The organism is Streptococcus himalayensis (assembly GCF_001708305.1).
In the GTDB taxonomy this organism is placed as follows: Bacteria; Bacillota; Bacilli; order Lactobacillales; family Streptococcaceae; genus Streptococcus; species Streptococcus himalayensis.
Window position 1 is genome coordinate 391,828 of record NZ_CP016953.1, and the last position, 18,115, is coordinate 409,942.

Annotated in this window: 15 protein-coding genes and 1 tRNA gene; 4 read left to right on the plus strand and 12 right to left on the minus strand. The window is 42.0% G+C overall.

Features of this window, described 5'->3' with window-relative positions; all coding sequences use genetic code 11:
* Window positions 1-6: 6 nt before the first annotated feature.
* From rpoB to BFM96_RS01860, 3 genes are all read right to left on the minus strand, one after another.
* On the minus strand, window positions 7-3,600 hold the full coding sequence (rpoB, locus tag BFM96_RS01850; protein WP_068989620.1) for a DNA-directed RNA polymerase subunit beta: 3,594 nt from the start codon (window positions 3,598-3,600) through the stop codon (window positions 7-9).
* 516 nt (window positions 3,601-4,116) lie between these two features.
* The gene (locus tag BFM96_RS01855) at window positions 4,117-5,265 is read right to left on the minus strand and encodes a hypothetical protein (protein ID WP_068989622.1); all 1,149 of its coding nucleotides are present in this window, start codon (window positions 5,263-5,265) and stop codon (window positions 4,117-4,119) included.
* Window positions 5,266-5,268: 3 nt separating this feature from the next.
* Window positions 5,269-5,670, minus strand: a complete 402-nt coding sequence (locus BFM96_RS01860) for a hypothetical protein (protein ID WP_068989624.1) — start codon at window positions 5,668-5,670, stop codon at window positions 5,269-5,271.
* A 260-nt stretch (window positions 5,671-5,930) separates the two neighbouring features.
* Here BFM96_RS01860 and BFM96_RS01865 point away from each other — a divergent pair.
* Window positions 5,931-6,001: transfer RNA gene (locus BFM96_RS01865), tRNA-Cys, on the plus strand.
* A gap of 570 nt (window positions 6,002-6,571) precedes the next feature.
* Here the strand turns inward: BFM96_RS01865 and nusG are convergent.
* The 4 genes from nusG to pbp2a form a co-directional block, all read right to left on the minus strand.
* Window positions 6,572-7,108, minus strand: coding sequence for a transcription termination/antitermination protein NusG (gene nusG / locus BFM96_RS01875; RefSeq protein ID WP_068989629.1), 537 nt, complete (start codon window positions 7,106-7,108; stop codon window positions 6,572-6,574).
* Between the two features lie 133 nt (window positions 7,109-7,241).
* On the minus strand, window positions 7,242-7,418 hold the full coding sequence (secE, locus tag BFM96_RS01880) for a preprotein translocase subunit SecE (RefSeq protein ID WP_068989633.1): 177 nt from the start codon (window positions 7,416-7,418) through the stop codon (window positions 7,242-7,244).
* A gap of 9 nt (window positions 7,419-7,427) precedes the next feature.
* Complete coding sequence (gene rpmG, locus BFM96_RS10760; RefSeq protein ID WP_083201726.1) at window positions 7,428-7,580, minus strand: 50S ribosomal protein L33; 153 nt, start codon at window positions 7,578-7,580, stop codon at window positions 7,428-7,430.
* Between the two features lie 53 nt (window positions 7,581-7,633).
* Window positions 7,634-9,868 (minus strand): penicillin-binding protein PBP2A, encoded by a 2,235-nt coding sequence (pbp2a, locus tag BFM96_RS01885; RefSeq protein ID WP_068989636.1) that lies wholly within the window; start codon window positions 9,866-9,868, stop codon window positions 7,634-7,636.
* 118 nt (window positions 9,869-9,986) lie between these two features.
* Between pbp2a and BFM96_RS01890 the strand changes: the two genes are divergently transcribed.
* Window positions 9,987-10,883: an RluA family pseudouridine synthase gene (locus BFM96_RS01890; RefSeq protein ID WP_068989638.1), complete on the plus strand. Its 897-nt coding sequence runs from the start codon at window positions 9,987-9,989 to the stop codon at window positions 10,881-10,883.
* 572 nt (window positions 10,884-11,455) lie between these two features.
* On the opposite strand, the gene BFM96_RS01895 is transcribed toward BFM96_RS01890, so the two are convergent.
* The 5 genes from BFM96_RS01895 to BFM96_RS01915 form a co-directional block, all read right to left on the minus strand.
* Entirely contained in the window at window positions 11,456-11,668 is a 213-nt protein-coding gene (locus BFM96_RS01895) for a heavy-metal-associated domain-containing protein (protein ID WP_068989641.1), read from the minus strand.
* A 13-nt stretch (window positions 11,669-11,681) separates the two neighbouring features.
* Window positions 11,682-13,889, minus strand: coding sequence for a heavy metal translocating P-type ATPase (locus BFM96_RS01900; protein WP_068989644.1), 2,208 nt, complete (start codon window positions 13,887-13,889; stop codon window positions 11,682-11,684).
* 4 nt (window positions 13,890-13,893) lie between these two features.
* Entirely contained in the window at window positions 13,894-14,328 is a 435-nt protein-coding gene (locus BFM96_RS01905; protein WP_145939700.1) for a BlaI/MecI/CopY family transcriptional regulator, read from the minus strand.
* 427 nt (window positions 14,329-14,755) lie between these two features.
* Window positions 14,756-15,004 carry a hypothetical protein gene (locus BFM96_RS01910; RefSeq protein ID WP_083201727.1) on the minus strand — a complete coding sequence of 83 codons (249 nt, stop codon included), beginning with the start codon at window positions 15,002-15,004 and terminating at the stop codon, window positions 14,756-14,758.
* A 93-nt stretch (window positions 15,005-15,097) separates the two neighbouring features.
* Window positions 15,098-15,958 carry an Rgg/GadR/MutR family transcriptional regulator gene (locus tag BFM96_RS01915; protein WP_068989653.1) on the minus strand — a complete coding sequence of 287 codons (861 nt, stop codon included), beginning with the start codon at window positions 15,956-15,958 and terminating at the stop codon, window positions 15,098-15,100.
* Between the two features lie 94 nt (window positions 15,959-16,052).
* Between BFM96_RS01915 and BFM96_RS01920 the strand changes: the two genes are divergently transcribed.
* Window positions 16,053-16,949 (plus strand): ATP-binding cassette domain-containing protein, encoded by an 897-nt coding sequence (locus BFM96_RS01920; RefSeq protein ID WP_068989656.1) that lies wholly within the window; start codon window positions 16,053-16,055, stop codon window positions 16,947-16,949.
* Window positions 16,936-17,631, plus strand: coding sequence for an ABC transporter permease (locus tag BFM96_RS01925; RefSeq protein WP_068989659.1), 696 nt, complete (start codon window positions 16,936-16,938; stop codon window positions 17,629-17,631). The genes BFM96_RS01920 and BFM96_RS01925 overlap by 14 nt, the downstream gene beginning before the upstream one ends.
* Window positions 17,632-18,115: the final 484 nt, after the last annotated feature.

An 18,115-nucleotide genomic window follows, 5' to 3' on the forward strand; every position in this document is an offset into this window, starting at 1 on the left:
TAGTGCCTAGTCTTCGTTTGTTTCGACTACTGGCTCTTCTTTTCCTTCCGCATCAAAGGCTGCTTTCGCTTCTTGAGCGGCTTTTTCACGCGCCTTTTCAAGGTCATCCACATGGATAACATCGTCATCTTCTCCCTCATCGAGGTCGCGAAGTTCTACTTCTTGATCATCTTCATCAAGGACACGCATATCAAGACCAAGTGATTGCAATTCTTTGACCAATACGCGGAATGACTCTGGCACACCTGGTTTTGGAATTGGTTTTCCTTTGGTAATAGCTTCATAGGCTTTCAAACGACCGTTGACATCATCAGACTTGTAGGTCAAGATTTCTTGGAGAACGTTTGAAGCTCCATAAGCTTCAAGAGCCCAAACCTCCATCTCACCGAAACGTTGTCCACCAAATTGAGCTTTACCACCAAGTGGCTGTTGGGTAACCATAGAGTATGGTCCAACCGAACGTGCGTGAAGTTTATCATCAACCATGTGGTGAAGCTTGATCATGTACATGACCCCAACAGACACACGGTTATCAAACGGCTCACCTGTCCGTCCATCGTAAAGAATAGTCTTGGCATCGCTATCCATACCAGCTTCTTTAACTGTTGACCACAGGTCTTCTGAACTTGCTCCGTCAAAGACTGGTGTCGCGATGTGAATACCGAGATTTCGAGCTGCCATTCCAAGGTGAAGCTCCATAACCTGACCGATATTCATCCGAGATGGCACCCCAAGTGGGTTCAACATGATATCAACCGGTGTTCCATCTGGAAGGTATGGCATATCCTCAACAGGTACAATACGAGAGACAACCCCTTTATTTCCGTGGCGTCCCGCCATCTTATCTCCGACTTTAATCTTCCGTTTTTGAGCGATGTAGACACGAACCAGCATGTTGACACCTGATTGCAATTCGTCACCGTTAGCACGGGTAAAGATTTTCACATCACGAACGACACCATCCGCACCGTGAGGCACACGAAGCGACGTATCACGGACTTCACGAGATTTATCACCAAAGATGGCATGAAGGAGACGCTCTTCCGCTGAAAGGTCTTTTTCACCCTTCGGAGTCACTTTACCAACAAGGATATCGCCTTCTTTTACCTCAGCACCAATGCGGATAATTCCCATTTCGTCAAGGTTTTTAAGGGCATCTTCACCAACGTTTGGAATTTCACGAGTAATTTCTTCAGGGCCTAACTTGGTGTCGCGGGTTTCTGATTCGTATTCTTCCAAGTGAACAGAAGTATAGACATCCTCTTTCACAAGACGCTCACTCATGATAACCGCATCCTCGAAGTTATACCCTTCCCAGGTCATGTAGGCAACGATTGGGTTTTGTCCAAGTGCCATTTCCCCATTTTCCATAGAAGGTCCGTCTGCGATAAAATCGCCTTTTTCAACGATATCGCCAACTTTTACCAAGGTACGTTGGTTATAAGCTGTCCCTGAGTTTGAACGGCGGAATTTTTGGATGTGGTAAACATCGAGCGATCCATCTTCACGGCGAACTTCAACCTTGTCTGCATCTGCATAGGTGACTTTTCCATTATGCTGGGCAATCACTGCTGCTCCTGAATCGTGGGCTGCTTGATATTCCATACCCGTTCCTACATAAGGAGCTTTTGGATCAATCAATGGCACAGCCTGACGTTGCATGTTGGCACCCATGAGGGCACGGTTGGAGTCATCGTTTTCAAGGAAAGGAATACATGCTGTCGCAACGGCAACTACCTGCTTAGGCGATACATCCATGAAATCTACTTCGCTTGATGGAAACTCTTGGTTATTCCCTTGATGGCGTCCCATAACAACGCTCTCTGCAAAGCCACCTTTTTCATTTAACTTCGAATTTGCCTGCGCTACAATATACTCATCTTCTTCGTCAGCTGTCAACCAAACGATGTCATTAGTAACCACACCATTTTCACGATCAACACGACGGTAAGGAGTTTGGATAAAGCCATAGCGATTCAAATGTCCATAGGAAGACAAGTTGTTAATCAAACCGATATTTGGTCCCTCAGGCGTTTCAATCGGACACATACGACCGTAATGCGTGTAATGCACGTCCCGAACCTCATAACCAGCACGGTCCCGAGTCAAACCACCAGGTCCCAAGGCTGACAAACGACGTTTGTGAGATAACTCAGACAATGGATTGTGTTGGTCCATGAACTGTGACAACTGAGATGACCCAAAGAATTCTTTAATCGCTGCTGTGACAGGGCGAATATTGATGATTTGTTGCGGAGTCAACACTTCGTTGTCCTGAACACTCATCCGCTCACGCACATTTCTCTCCATCCGAGAAAGACCAAGACGCACTTGGTTAGCAAGCAATTCCCCAACCGCACGAATCCGACGATTTCCAAGGTGGTCAATATCATCAACACGACCAAGCCCTTCTGCCAGGTTCAAGAAGTAGCTCATCTCTGCCAAGATATCAGCCGGTGTCACCACACGCACCTTATCATCTGGATTGGCATTGCCAATAATGGTCACCACGCGTTCTGGATCTGTCGGTGCCACAATTTTGAATTTTTGAAGAGTGACTGGCTCAGTTAATACTGCTGAATCATTTGGAATATAAACGATCTTATTCAAATCACCATCCAAATGCTCTGCAATGCTATCAATCACACTGCGTGTCATCACTGTTCCAGCTTCGACAAGGATTTCACCTGTTTCAGGATCCACTAAGGGCTCTGCAATGGTTTGATTGAGCAAACGTGTTTTCACGCTTAACTTTTTATTAACCTTGTAACGTCCAACACCTGCTAAATCATAGCGACGTGGGTCAAAGAAACGAGCAATCAAAAGGCTACGTGAACTTTCTGCTGTCTTAGGCTCACCCGGACGAAGGCGTTCATAGATTTCTTTCAAGGCCTCGTCTGTCCGAGAATCCATTGGATTTTTATGAATGTCTTTTTCAATGGTGTTGCGAACTAACTCGCTATCTCCAAAGATGTCAAAGATTTCATCATCCCCAGAGAATCCTAACGCACGAACCAAGGTTGTAAACGGAATTTTACGCGTCCGGTCAATCCGTGTGTAGGCAATATCTTTTGAGTCCGTCTCCAACTCTAGCCAAGCTCCACGGTTTGGAATTACCGTTGAACCATAGCCAATCTTCCCGTTTTTATCAACCTTATCATTGAAATAAACGCCTGGCGAACGAACCAACTGACTAACGATAATCCGCTCACCACCATTGATGATGAAGGTTCCCATTTCAGTCATGATTGGAAAATCACCAAAGAAAACTTCTTGGGTCTTGATTTCACCGGTTTCTTTATTGATCAAACGGAAAGTCACAAAAATAGGTGCAGAGTAGCTGGCATCGTGGATACGAGCTTCTTCCAAACTATATTTTGGCTCCTTGATTTCATAGCCTACAAATTCCAATTCCATGGTATCTGTAAAGTTTGAAATCGGAAGTACATCCTCAAAGACCTCTTTCAAGCCATGGTCCAAAAAATCCTTGAATGAATCGGTTTGGATTTCAATCAAATTTGGTAAATCAAGAACCTCTGTGATTCTTGAAAAACTACGACGCGTACGGTGCTTGCCGTACTGAACTTCATGTCCTGCCAAGTTTCTAACTCCTTTGTATAAGATACTATGGGCGTAAAAACCACGCAAAATAGGAGATGAACGATGCATTCTATGAACGCAAGGAAATCTATTTTTGTGGAGCTTTTAGCCCGAGTTCAATGATGAGATACCCTGGTCTACAAAGCCATACAAATTGGAGAGATAGACCTTTACACAGAAACATCTATCTTTTCATCCAGCTTTTACCTAGGTATCCTTAGATTACGGAAGTCATTCTTCCTTGTTTCATCCAGCAAAGAAGGTCCAGCGTCTGCTTTCATAGACCTTTTCACCCTTGTGAAACCTTCCATTTGTCCTCTTGCAAATATTTTTAGAAAATTTAAGTTTCTGTAACAAACATCCTTTTTCTGAAAAATAGGCACAAAAAGAGCAGCTAAATCGGACTCTCTAAAGGTTGATTTAACTGCTGTTCGCTTTATATGGACAATATTTCAAATAAAGCAGACGACAAATAATTGGTACAATTATAGCATATCTTTTGCTTTTTTTCAAGCTCTATTTCGTCAATACTACTGATGATGACATGGGTTTTGTATAGTCAAAGGCTACATCACTTCGAGCCTCCCAAATTAAGATAGTCAACTGATTTCCTTCCAGTTTAAATCCATAGTCATATTTTACCCCTACACCCCCTACACCTAAACTAGGTGTTAACGCAGAACTATAACTTCCTGGTGAAGTGACGTAACGATAGGTGTTCGGACCTACTTCTTCCACCCCCTCAAAACGACTACTGGAAGAATAGCCATTCACATCGCTGGTCACTTGACCATCTGGCGAGATAGTCATCTTTATAGAGGCGGTCTCACTTGCTCGTGATACCTGTCCTGTCCAAGTTCCTGCTAGATTGGATAACTCTTCTGGTAAAATTCCCTGTGCCGATGAGCTCTTTTCAGCTTCTGAAGGAGTTTCTAGCTGATCAAACATCTGCCACTCTAAGCTATCTACGTCAATTTTCAGGTCACTACTTTTGCCGAAAACAGCACTCGCATCCGAACCAACGACACGAAAATCTTGCTCCTCGATTTTTTGGGCTTCTCCTCCATCCTTACTCAACTGATAAAGCAGACCAATCCCATCTCCAGTTCCTGAACTCCAACCAATGGATAAAACCGTCCCATCCTTATAGAGATTAAAGCTACTACGAGCTCCACCATTTCCCGCAACAAAGCCTTGTGCTAATAAAGTCGGTTGCCCTTGTTTTTGGTAATAAATCCCTGTCACAAAAATGGATTGATTGTCGCTGATCGAAGCCGTAAGCAGCTCCTTCGTTCCATTGCCATCAACATCATAGAGGGCGTAGCGCTGATTGGACGGGGTAGCCAAAAGACTCTCTACTACCCATGAATTGATGGGATGTTTCAAGTTTGGCAAAATCTTTCCGACTTTTTCATATACCGCACCATCGGTTTTTGCTACCTGCAACATCAACTCATAATCGGAAAAAACGGAAGCATAAGCCTCTTTTTCCAACTTAGCTTGTTCCTCTTTTTTCTTTGCTTCATCCACAGAGGAGGACGAACTCGCTTGTTCTTGCTTGTCACTACCGGTCTGTTGCTTTGATACCCTTGTTTTTGTTCCACAAGCTGCCAGTAAGCTCGCACCCAACAAAACAACTGCTAAACCTTTTCCGAAACCTTTCATATCCTACCCCTTTAGTTTTGCCAACTCGTCTTGCAAGCGTAAGCACTCCTCTTCGAGCGTTTCTTTTTCCTCGATTAGGCGTTCTAATTCGCCTTGCAATTCCTTCAGCTCTTCTTCAATATCCTTGATTTCCTCGCGTTTATCTGCTAACTCTTCTTGTAAATCATCTATTGCTTCTGAGTTTTGATCGGTTTCCTCACTATCTGCCATGTCATAACGCACAATATGAGGAGCATACTTGATAGCCTTCTTTGCCACAGTCTTAATCATCCCTTCAAAGCCCGTATCGGCTAAATCCTCCTCCAAATCCTCATGAATTTGAGCAATAATGCCTCTAATCTCATCTGGGGACAATTCGGCTCCAGTTTCATCAAACCATTTCCCTTTTTTCCGCCTAATTTCCATAGAAAATTCCTCCTTTTCCCTTATTTTATCATAAGATTTATAGAAATGCTAAGATTTATAGGAACTTTTTTCCAATTTTGAAAAGCTTTTCAAAATTGCGTTCTAAAAACAAGCAAATCCCCCTATCTTCTAGCGTTTTTCTCCCCATTCGCTTACAAGAAATTTCCCAAGGAAGGAGTAAGTTATATTACTTTTTTGTGAATTTTTTTCAAATGAGGTTGACGATTGGACAATTATAAGGTACAATAAGTAGTAGTCGTGGCGGTATAGCCAAGTGGTAAGGCACGGCTCTGCAAAAGCTTGATCGTCGGTTCAAATCCGTCTACCGCCTTTTTTCATTTGTTTATCGGATAAGAACCTCCTTCTGTAGAAGGAGGTTCTTATTTTTTATCCAATTCACCATTAGAAGTCGATATTTTTTAGCCATTGTGATAGAATAAAAGGAGAAGAAACTTTAAGCTATTCCAAACACCAGGCTCAAGCAGAAAGTGTGATTTCCATGAAAAAACATCCTGTCCTATCTTTTCTCCTCTTCTTCCTCGCTTTAAAGCTATTAAAAATGATTTCCCCTATGGTCGCAAATACTGTCCTCTTCTTCGCTTTTTGGCTCTGCGCGATTGCCATTGCCTACAATCTCTACTTCATCATTAGAGTCCACTGGCGTACAAAACACCCCAAGAATGAACAAAAAGGGTTATCAAGCAAGGAGGAGCCTACTAAAAAGTCTTTTGATCAAAAATAAAAGATAAAAACCACATGATGGTTCTTTCTCGAAAGAGATTACGTATCCATCATGCGGTTTTTATCTTTTTATTTTAAAGTTTATAGGCGATAATTCCTTATATCTTTTATCACTTTGACTTTTTCAGTGAGTTCATCAAGAAATAATGTTTTTTCTAGCTTACAGCTCTGCAATCTGGCTCAAATTCACTTCTGCAATCGTATCATTTCCAAACATAGAAATAACCATTTTCACCTTATTATTGTCAATTTCAGTGATTTTCCCTGTATAGTCCGTAAAGGCACCGTCAATAATACGAACGGTATCTCCCACGCGCACATCTACATCAAATTCCTGCACAGTTTGTCCCATAGAAATCAAGATATTGCGAATTTCCTCTTCCAATAAAGGAGTTGGTTTGGAACGATTTCCGTGGGAGCCGACAAACCCTGTAACGTTTGGCGTATTTCGCACGACAAACCAAGCCTCATCGGTCATAACCATTTCCACCAAGACATACCCTGGGAAACGATTTTCTTCGATTTCCTTGCTTTTCCCATTTTTCTCCACTTGAACGGTTTGCGTTGGAATTTCCACCCGCAAAATATTCTCCAGCATATTGTAGGTTTGTGCCCGTTGAAGGAGATTTTCCTTTACTTTGTTCTCATATCCTGAGTAGGTTTGGAGGACAAACCAGCCTTTGTCAAAACTATCCATGAGTTCTTCCTTTCGTATAATAAAAAAGCCTGGGGCTTTTCTGATATTCTTATCCTCATTATATCACAAAATCTGCTCCATGAGCAGTTTTTTATCAAAAAATCTCGCCTGATAACTGACGAGATCTTTGCTATTAAAAAATATGAAGCAAGTTTAACAATCCTCGCGAAACAAGAATGTCAAATAAATAGATAATAACGACAAAGAAGGCTGTGTATTCTATAACAGAAATAAAATCCTTCCAACTTTGCTTTCCTGTAGGCCAAGAAGTATCTCTCAGCACTCGAAATGTATCTGCGATAAATCTCACGCGAATCTCCTATCTGGTTTCTTTATGTATCGTATATTTGCTGCAATGCTTACAGAATTTATTCACTTCTAGACGCTTTGGTTTTGGCGTACTACTGAGCTTAATTGAGTAGTTTCTCGATCCACAAACCGCACACGCCAGACTTGCTTTTTTTAATGCCATAACGCCTCCATTCACCCTATTATAGCAAGTTTTCCTTGGTTTGACAAGTTTCTTTATTCTGGCTGGAAAAATCCTCTAATCTGATCCCAGAGATTCTTTGCTTTTTCAGGTAATTGAGCATTTTCTAAAGCTTCTCTTGCTTGCTCGACAAGATTTTGTGCCTTATCCTGCACTTCTTTTAAAATATCTGAAGTCTCTTGCTGCGTAACGCCATCTGTACCTTCAAGATTCACCGGTGCTATGCCATTTTGGGCATAGGCATTTTTATCCGCAAAGCTGGTGCCATCCGTATAAGGAAGAATGCTATTAGCGAGACTTCGAAAAATAGTCGAGGCTTCATTGGCACTAGTCCCAGTCAGATAATGCTCCTCGTCTGTTTTTGGAAATCCTAGCCAATGGCTAATCACGACATCTGGGGTATACCCAATGACCCACTGATCCCCAACGACATCTGGGTTAAAATCCGTTTCTGTGGTCCCAGTCTTTCCTGCCATCGTGTAGCCGTACGGAGCTGCATAAATTCCAGTACCGTTACTAAACGTTCCTAGCATCATGCTGGTCATCTTGTCATTTACCGCATTGTTGAGAATTCTAGTCGCACTAGCCTTGTGGGTCTTCACGACTTGTCCACTGGCATTTTCAATCTTGGTAATCAAGTGGGCATCATTCATAACCCCACCATTTGCAAAGGTTCCGTAGGCTTGTGCCATTTGCAAAGGATTGGTTGCGACACCACCTCCCAGAGCAACCCCCAAAGTCTGATCGACCTTGTCCATAGAAAGACCAAATTTCTTTCCATATTCGAAAGCCTTGTTCAAGCCTAATTCATTGACCACAGCCACTGCTGGAATATTCAGAGAATCCGCCAAAGCCTGATACATCGGAATGGTCGGGGCTGTTTGAATGCCTGCATAGTTTTGAACAGTATAGTTGCCATAAGTCGTTGTGGTATTATCCAATTCTTGGTCAATGGACCAGCCCGCAGCCACCGCAGGACTATATACCAATAGTGGTTTGATTGTGGAGCCTGGACTGCGACTAGACTGGGTCGCATAGTTAAACATCCGAAATTCAGCATCAATATCACTATTGACCCGCCCAACTAAACCACGAACGCCCCCAGTCTGAGGATCCAAGGCTACACTCCCTGACTCAGCATGACTGCCATCTGCCGCCACTGGAAACAGCTCTGCCTTGTTATAAATAACCTGCATGCTTGCCTGGTAATTTTGATCCAGCTCGGTGTAGATGCGATAGCCATTGTTCACAATATCCGCTTCTTTAAGTCCATATTTCTGCACCGCTTCATTGATAACCGCATCAAAATACGATGGATAACTATAATCCTTGACCTTTCCTTCATAGGTATCTGAAAGCTGACTAGCCATGTCTTGACCTGCCGCGTCATCAGCCCTTCCCTGCTCAATCATCCCTGCTGCGACCATATTTTGCAGCACTGTATCCCTGCGGTTGGTCGCATATTCGATGGAATAAAGTGGATTGTAAATCTCAGGACCTTTAAGCATACCAGCCAAGGTCGCTGCCTGATCCAAGGTCAGCTGACTGGCAGACACGCCAAAGTATTTTTTACTCGCATCTTCTACCCCCCAAACACCATTTCCAAAATAGGAGTTGTTGAGGTACATGGTCAAAATCTGATCCTTGCTATATTTTTTCGTCAATTCCAGAGCTAGGAAAAATTCCTTGGCCTTGCGTTCAATGGTCTGGTCTTGTGAGAGATAGGCATTTTTCGCCAACTGCTGGGTAATGGTCGACCCCCCACCAGAACGGCCCGCTGTCAAGATAGCTAAAAAGAAACGCTGGTAGTTAATCCCGCTGTTTTTGTAGAAACTTCGGTCCTCCGTTGCAATAACCGCATCCTGCATGTCCTTGCTAATCTCCGACAGCTCCACATAGGTCCCTTTTTGCCCAGATAGACTGCCTGCCTCATTGCCCTCGCGGTCATAGATGATAGTCGTTGCTTTAAGGGCATCTTGCAAGTCCTTGACATTGGTCGTCTTAGCCACATAAAAGAGGTAGCCCCCAACCAACAAACTCACTCCAAGACCTGTAATCAACACGATCTTGGTCAGGTGGTACTTCCGCCAAAAACGGCGAAATGGATGCTGAGTTGCCGACTTCTTCCGTCCTGCTTTCCCAGAACGGCTAAAGCTCGGCTCCAACTCTTCCTCTTTCAACTCAACCTCTTCTGCGACAGGTTTTGCTGGTTTCTCGTCTTCTTTAAAATAATCAATCGCTTGTTCAACTAATTCTCGTATCTTCTTCATAGCTATATTTTACCACCTTATCAGACTGCCTACAAGAAAGAACCGTCCAAAAGCCTGCTCTTTTAGGATTTTTTAAGATTTTCTTCCCAATCTTCCTCCTTTTTGCTACAATAAAGGCATGAAGATTCACATGACAATTCCAAAAAACTGGCACTCCTTAACCCTCAAAGAAGTACTTGAGGAGCAACTCCTCATTCCACGGAAAATCAGGCATTTTCTACGAACCAAAAAACATGTCCTCATCAACGAGCAATTTTCCCATTGGCAAACGAAACTCAATGCCGGAGACGATTTGACGTTGATTTTTGATGAAGAGGACTATCCTCCAAAGACCATTCCATTTGGAGAGCCTAGCCTAGTCGAAGAACTCTATCAAGACGAACATATCATCATTGTCAATAAACCAGAAGGTATGAAAACACACGGAAATGATGCAACTGAGCTCGCTCTGCTCAATCATGTCTCTGCCCATGTTCAGCAGACTTGCTATGTCGTTCATCGCCTTGATAAGGAGACCAGCGGAGCTGTTCTCTTTGCCAAAAATCCCTTTATCCTCCCCATTCTCAACCGTCTTTTAGAAGACAAGCGTATTTCTAGAGAATATTGGGCATTAGTGGAGGGAAAACTCTCTGCCAAATCCCTCGTCTACAAGGATAAAATCGGACGTGACCGCCATGATCGAAGAAAACGCTTGGTCGATAACCGAGCAGGACAGTATGCTGAAACCCACATTCAAACCCTCAAAACCTTTCCCACGACCTCGCTTGTCCAGTGCCGACTAAAAACAGGGCGTACCCATCAAATCCGTGTCCACCTCTCCCACCACGGACATCCTATCCTGGGCGATCCACTCTACCATCCACACGCCCAAGGGCGACTCCTGCTCCATGCTTATAAGCTCACCTTTACCCATCCCTTGACTTTGCAGACCATTACGGTAAAGGCTCCTTCAACCAGCTTTGAGCAAGGGCTAGATACCTTTAAAAGAGGGCAACATATCAAAAACAATTTCTAAAACGCTCTGTTGAGAAATGAGAGATAAAAAACGAACAAGACAGAATTCTGAAAACCAGAAAACTAGTTTTGTTCGCTTTTTTATTTATCCCTATTGAAAATCAACAGTAGCATTTTGCTGCTTTCTTACACTCTATAAACATCAAACTCTAACTAGGTTCCATAATTGAAAATTGTGGAAGGTGATCGATAAAACTAGCCTAGCTTGTGTCCTACAAACCTCAAGGTTGACGCGGTTTGTAGAATGTTGATTTATCACCGTTTTACAAACCAGACAACTACTGCGTTAAGCTGTTAACTCTACAAAATAAGATTAGGGACTTTTGGCCTAGTCTCCTATTTCCAACCTTCAACAGTCCGCTGGACTATTGAAGCAAGGTGAGTGAACGATGTCAGATGTTGATTTTTGACCAGTATTAGAAAGTTTCCACGTAAACTAACAATGGAAAACGCCCTATTTTCCTCACTTAGCTTACTCTACTTTATACTAAAAATAAATAATTCTACATACAAGGGCTATTTTTGAAGTTTAATGAGTGTTGGATTTGGACTTTTATACCAACTGCTTGTTTGTTAATCTGTCACTTCCAAAATCTGATAAATCGTTTTGTTAAGTGCTGCTTGATACTCTTCCTTGGTGCGGACTTGCTGGGTATCCACCACTGCTGTTTGACTAGGAAGGTCAATCGTGACCTGAATGACACCGTCCAAGGCTAGGAAGCGTTCGGTGACACGATTGACACAATGGTCACAAGATAAATGATGAAGATGTACGGTTTGTTTCATAAAAATTTCCTTTCTAGATTGTGAGTGTTCGACGACGGAGACGAAGGGCATTTAGGACGACTGAGACTGAGCTAAAACTCATTGCTAGCCCTGCAAACATGGGATTTAACAAAGGACCGCCAAAGAGATGGAAAAGCCCCATGGCCAAAGGAATTCCTAGAACATTATAGGCAAAAGCCCAAAAGAGATTTTCCTTAATTGTCTTTAGGGTCAACTGACTGAGCCGAAAGGCCTTGGATACATCTCGTACATCGCTATGCATGAGGACAATGTCCGCAGATTCCATCGCAATGTCAGCTCCTGCCCCAATCGCAATCCCCACATCTGCCTGCACCAAGGCGGGAGCATCATTGATGCCATCACCAACCATGGCTACACGGCGACCCTCTGCCTGGATCTTCTCAATTTCCCTCGCTTTTCCATCTGGCAAGACTTGAGCGATTACTTGATTGATTCCTAGAGATTTTGCCAGAGCATGGGCCGTTTTTTCGTTATCCCCTGTCAAGATAATCAACTCTTTCCCTATCGTTTTGAGATGGGAAATGGCTTCTCTGCTGCCCTCTTTGACCGCATCTGCCACTGCCAAACATCCGACATAGGTATGATTTAGGGCGACAAACATCACAGTTTTCCCATCCTCGGCAAGCATTTCACCTTTTGCTCTCTCATTCATAGCCACCCCGTGAGACGCCAAAAGCCTAGAATTTCCCACTAGCAAAGTTTGCTCATTGACCTTTGCAGACAAACCCTGCCCCGGGATGACACGAAAGTCCTCTACTGGGAGGAGTTCTATCTGTCGCTCCTTGGCTGCTGTCATGAAAGCCTGTGCCAAGGGGTGCTCTGAGTATTGCTCACTGCTAGCCACCAGCTGAAGTAAGTCGTTTTCAGAAAGGTCTCCCGAGACATGAATATCTGTCAGCACAGGATGGCCCACTGTCAGTGTCCCTGTCTTGTCTAATACCAGGGTATCCACTTGGGACAAGCCCTCTAAGCTTGCTGCTGACTTGATGAGAATGCCAGCTTCAGCACCCTTGCCTGTTCCCACCATGATCGCAGTCGGAGTGGCCAAGCCCAAAGCACACGGACAGGCAATCACCAAGACCGATACAAAAATCGACAAGGCAAAATCAAGGCTCTCCCCCATCGCAAGCCAAAATAGCCCCGCAACCAAGCCAAGTAATAAAACAGTCGGAACAAAATACAAGGCAATCTTGTCTCCCAAGGCTGCAATCGGTGCCTTAGACCCTTGAGCTTGCTCAATCAAACGCCGAATTTGTGCTAGCGTTGTCTCCTCTCCGACCTGGGTCGCTTGGTATTCAATCAGCCCCAGTTGATTGACCGTGGCACTGGTAATCCGGTCCCCTACTTTTTTGGCTACGGGCAGGCTTTCTCCTGTCATCATGGACTCATCCACATAGGTTTCCCCAGAAAGCACTACGCCATCCACAGGCATACGCTCACCTGCCCTGACACGAATTCGATCTCCTCTTAAAATATCCTCACTCTTTATGGTCTGCCAAGTTTCATTTCTCCATACTTGAGCAGTCTGAGGCAGTAAATCCATCAATTGTTCAATCACCTGAGAAGTCCGTCCTTTGGCTAAGAATTCCAAATATTTCCCCAGAAAAACCAGACTGATAATCACCGCCACCGATTCAAAATAGAGATGATGAAGAGCTCCATGATTTCCAGAAAAAACTTCAGCCATTGACCGCAGGCTGTAAAGAAAAGCTGCACCAGTCCCCACCGCAATCAAACTGTCCATATTCGGATGACGCTTGATTAAATGCCGAAATCCTCGGCTATAAAATCCTCGTCCCAGATACAGCACTGGCAGAGTCAGGAGAAACTGCCAGAGCACGAGCATTTTGTCAGAAACATTTGGCAAGGAAAGACCTAGCATCCCTCCCATGGATAGATAGAGCAAAGGAAGGGTAAGCATGGCAAGTCCCAATAAGCTCCTTCGCATACGGACTAACTGCTCCTCTTTTTCCTCCTTTCCCTTGGCAAGTTCAGGTTCTACTAGCCGATAGCCAGCCTCAGATACCGCCTTTTCAAGCTCTGCCTTGTCAAATCCATCCTTTGAAATGACCGTTAAAGTTTCCGTTGCTAAGTTAACAGCCGCTTGATCAATGCTATCTAACTCACGCGCGACCATCTCAACCGTCATCGCACAGGAGGCACAAGTCATTCCTGTAACTCGATATTCCTGTTTTCCCATATCCTCACTTCCTCTCACACGCATGATGACACGAGCACTGCCCCTTTGAACAAGCACATATCACCTGACTCGGAGCCGTTTCTAGGCGTTTTTCTAGCAGCTCTATGAGATCCTTGATAGCACTCGCACTCAAACTAGCTTCTGCTACCATGGAAGATAAAAGCTCCCCATGCTTGGTCTGACAGACATTTTCAAAAAAAGAATGCCATTCATCCTGCAAATGCTGCTCCTCTGCCACCTCTGCTCGGTAATAAAACTTGCCTTCCCGTTTTTCCATTTGGATCAAGCCCTTGCCTTTTAGGCGATTGAGCAATGTTTTGACCGTCGCTGGCTTCCAAGCAAAATCCTCTTCCAAACGCGTCACTACCTCACTACTACGACTATTGGGATAGGCCCACAGCACTCGCATGACCTGCCACTCTGCCTGACTGATGTTCATTGCAGCTCCCTTCATTTACAATTGTAATCTATATATTTAGTTTACACTTGTAAACAACTTTTGTCAAGTCTGATTATTTTTTCACCAAAGAAAGCTATTGATTGTTTCTTATTCTATCATGGATTGAGAAAAATAGGACAAGGTAAGGAACACAGCTAGGTCTGGCATTCATCAAAGTGAATGAACGATGTCCTAACCTTTATTTCATTCACTATATTTTTAAATCATGACCACCCGTCAAACGGGTGGTTGATTTATCAACATTTTACAAACCAGACAACTACTACTATGTAGCGTAACGAGGTAAGAGACTTTTGTCTCAACCTCGTTTTTTCACGAGCCTAGAAATAAACAGGCGAGTTATACCCTACTAGGGTATTTTCCATTTCTTTTTCATTATCTTTTCATGCTCAAAAGAAGAAGACAACTATCTTTCAATTGTTTTAGAAAACGGAGTTTTGTGATTCTTAATAAAATTTCCAAATCGACTGGTAATATCATCCGAGTCATCTGTATCATAATCAGAATTATAATCATCATAATCATCGGAAAAGTCAACCTTCCCAAATGGAATAAATTTAGTATTCATTGGCTTTTCTAATGATGGTTTAACAAAATGAAATATTGACACAAAACTAATTCCCACTAATAATATAACGGCTAATAATTTTTTCATGATTTTCCCTCCAATGGATGATAAATATATGCTTGTTGTTTGTAAGACTTACAAGAATCATTCTACAGGAAAAATCAATTCATTTTAAAATCGTTACATATCTGTAAGTTGGCTGATTGTATCAGAAATTTGAATAGATAGCTCATAACAATCCAAAAACTCCATTATATGCTTACACTCCTTCATCTCATCTAAACCTCCTACAACTCCCTGTAAATAACGTAAATGTGCTTTACAAAATTTTAACTGTAACCTTTCTAACATGTATGTTTCTAGCATATTCGCGCTATCTAACATCTTAATAAACTTAGAAGCGACTCGTTCTTCTTTTCTATCTAATAAATGACCTGTTATATTTAATAATAATCCATACGTTTTTCTCGCATTTTCCTCAATATTATCATAAAACTGACTGCGTTTTATTACTTCCATACCTAAAATTTCTAACGTTTTTGTACTTAGAGAACGAGCACAATTACTTAATATCCATAACTCATATCTGCACCACTCATCAATAGACATCAAATAATCTGTAATCACTCTCTTCTCTTCTTCAGGAATAATAATAGATGGGTCACATCTATTCATAAAAACATGAAAAACCGCAATCATCAGTCTATCTGACTTTCTCTTATAATCTCCATATCTTTTTTCATAATCTTTAATATACCTTTGAAAAAATTCAATATTACGGGATTCTATAGCTAAATATAGTTCTTTAGAAGTTCTCACATCTTCATCTTGATAATAAGTATTATAAAAAGTTGAGAACTCTCCCTGCAAAACATCCATATTATTCAAACAATGGAAAAATGTATCAACCGTCAGATTGCTCTTTCCATTCTCAAAACGTGATAACTGAGCAGGAGTTACAAAATCTCCAGCGACCTCTTTTAAAGACATATTCTTTGATTCTCGAATAATTTTAAAAACTTTTCCATACTGTTCTTTCATGTAACACCTCTTTACAGATATGTAATAAAATCTATTTCAGTTAAAAAATAGTATACCATAGTTCTAGTTTAATAGAAATTGGAAAGGAGACAACATGTCCACACTTTTAACCTTACAATCCTTAACAAAACAGTATGCCTCTCAAAAGGCTGTCAACCACATTTCCTTCTCCATTCAAAAAGGGGAAATCTGTGGTCTTGTCGGAGAAAATGGAGCAGGAAAGACGACTCTTTTGCGAATCCTCTCTGGTCTAATCGCACCAACATCCGGTGAAATTTTTTCATCCCAACCCTATCGCATCGGTGCACTCATTGAATCACCTGCTCTGCAACCAAATCTCTCAGCGGAAGGAAATCTTCACTATATTGCCCTACAACTAGGATTAAAAAATAGACAGCAGATTATTGAAGAAACTCTTGAAATAGTTGGTCTCCAAGAGGTTAATCCACACAAGAAAGCTAAGGATTTTTCCCTTGGTATGCGGCAAAGACTAGCGATTGCTATGGCTATCTTGGATCGTCCAGATTTTCTCATTCTCGATGAACCGATCAACGGCTTAGACCCCGCAGGTATCCGAGATATGCGAAATATCATTCTTACTCTACGTGAACAGTACAACATGACTATTTTAATCTCTAGCCATATCTTATCAGAATTAGAATTAGTCGTAGATCGATATATTATCATGCATAAAGGGAAAGTCTTACGACAATTTTCAAAAACAGAACTCCAACAAGAACTAGAAGAAAAACTCTATCTAGCAACAACCAATCTTGAAGCAACTAAAATTCTTCTGCAAAAACAAGACATTTCATTCCAAGAGGAAAATGATTACCTCATTCTTCCAAAGGAAACAGAGATTATGTCCCTCATAGCACAGCTAATTCACGAACGCATTGAACTAAAAGCAATTTTCAATAAGAAAATCGCTTTTGAAAGCTACTATCTACAACTCATTCAAGAAGGAGAATCTAGCAATGAATTATCTTAAAGCAGACCTTTATCGTATCCTAAAAGAAAGAAAACTGATTTTATCCCTTTCAATCCTATTTGCCTTATCACTACTATCTGCCTTTTTACTCAGCAGTAGCCCTTCAAAGGAGGATTCCTACAACCTAATTCAGCTATTGACACAGTTTCTTCCACTCTTTTTTCTTGCTCCTACAAATCTCCTATTTGGAGAAGATTTCCATCACCGAACAATTAATAATCTCATTGTCAAAAAACAAAAACGAAATGCTATTTTTCTCTACAAAATTCTCACAAATCTTGTTATCAACCTACTATACATCCTATTCTCTTACAGTCTGGCAACACTCGTTCGTATGTTTTTAGGAGGTCAAGTTGAACTGGCAACTATTTGGTTAATTTTTATCCACCAAGTCCCTCTTTACATCTGCATTATCCTGCTTTCTTCCACTCTCTTTATCGCCTTTAACAAAATCAATCAGGCCTATCTTTCCTTTATTCTCATTGCCCTTCTTTTCGATAATGTCCTAGATCTCATTACAAATAATCTTCTTCATATTTCTATTCCCAATGACATTTTCTTATTTCGCGCTTTACAAAATATGGATACAAATTGGACTGCTAGCACAATCATCGCTTGCTTTTTTACGATTATCTACCTAGCAAGTAGCTTCTACTTATTCAAAAAGAAAGAATTGAAATAACTTCAGAGGCTGAGCTTAACGGCACATCGTATAAAAAGTCTCTTACCTCGTTACGTTACGTGGTTTTAACAGTTTGACACAGTAGTTGTCTAGTTTGTAAAACGTTGATAAATCAACATTTTATTAGAAAATGCTAGTGAATATTTCCTCGCTAGCCTTATTTCCAACCTTTCACAATTGAGAGTTGTGAAAGGTAGTCAACATGCGGGGGGTGGGAGTAAAATAATACAGTGGATTATTTTAGCCCGAACCTAGAAATAAAGGAATGAGGATAACCGATTTCTGCCTAGTCCCAACTAGCTTTCTTGTTTCCAAGCTCATGAAAAACACCCCGTTGGGGTGCCAAGAACTTGGCTTCTATAATCACTAAAAATCATGACCACCCATCAAACGGGTGGCTTGTACACCGCCTGTAAGGCGATTCCCTCCAGCCGCGTCTAAAGACGCTCACTGAACGGTGTTCAGGCTGCTTAATGACTAGACT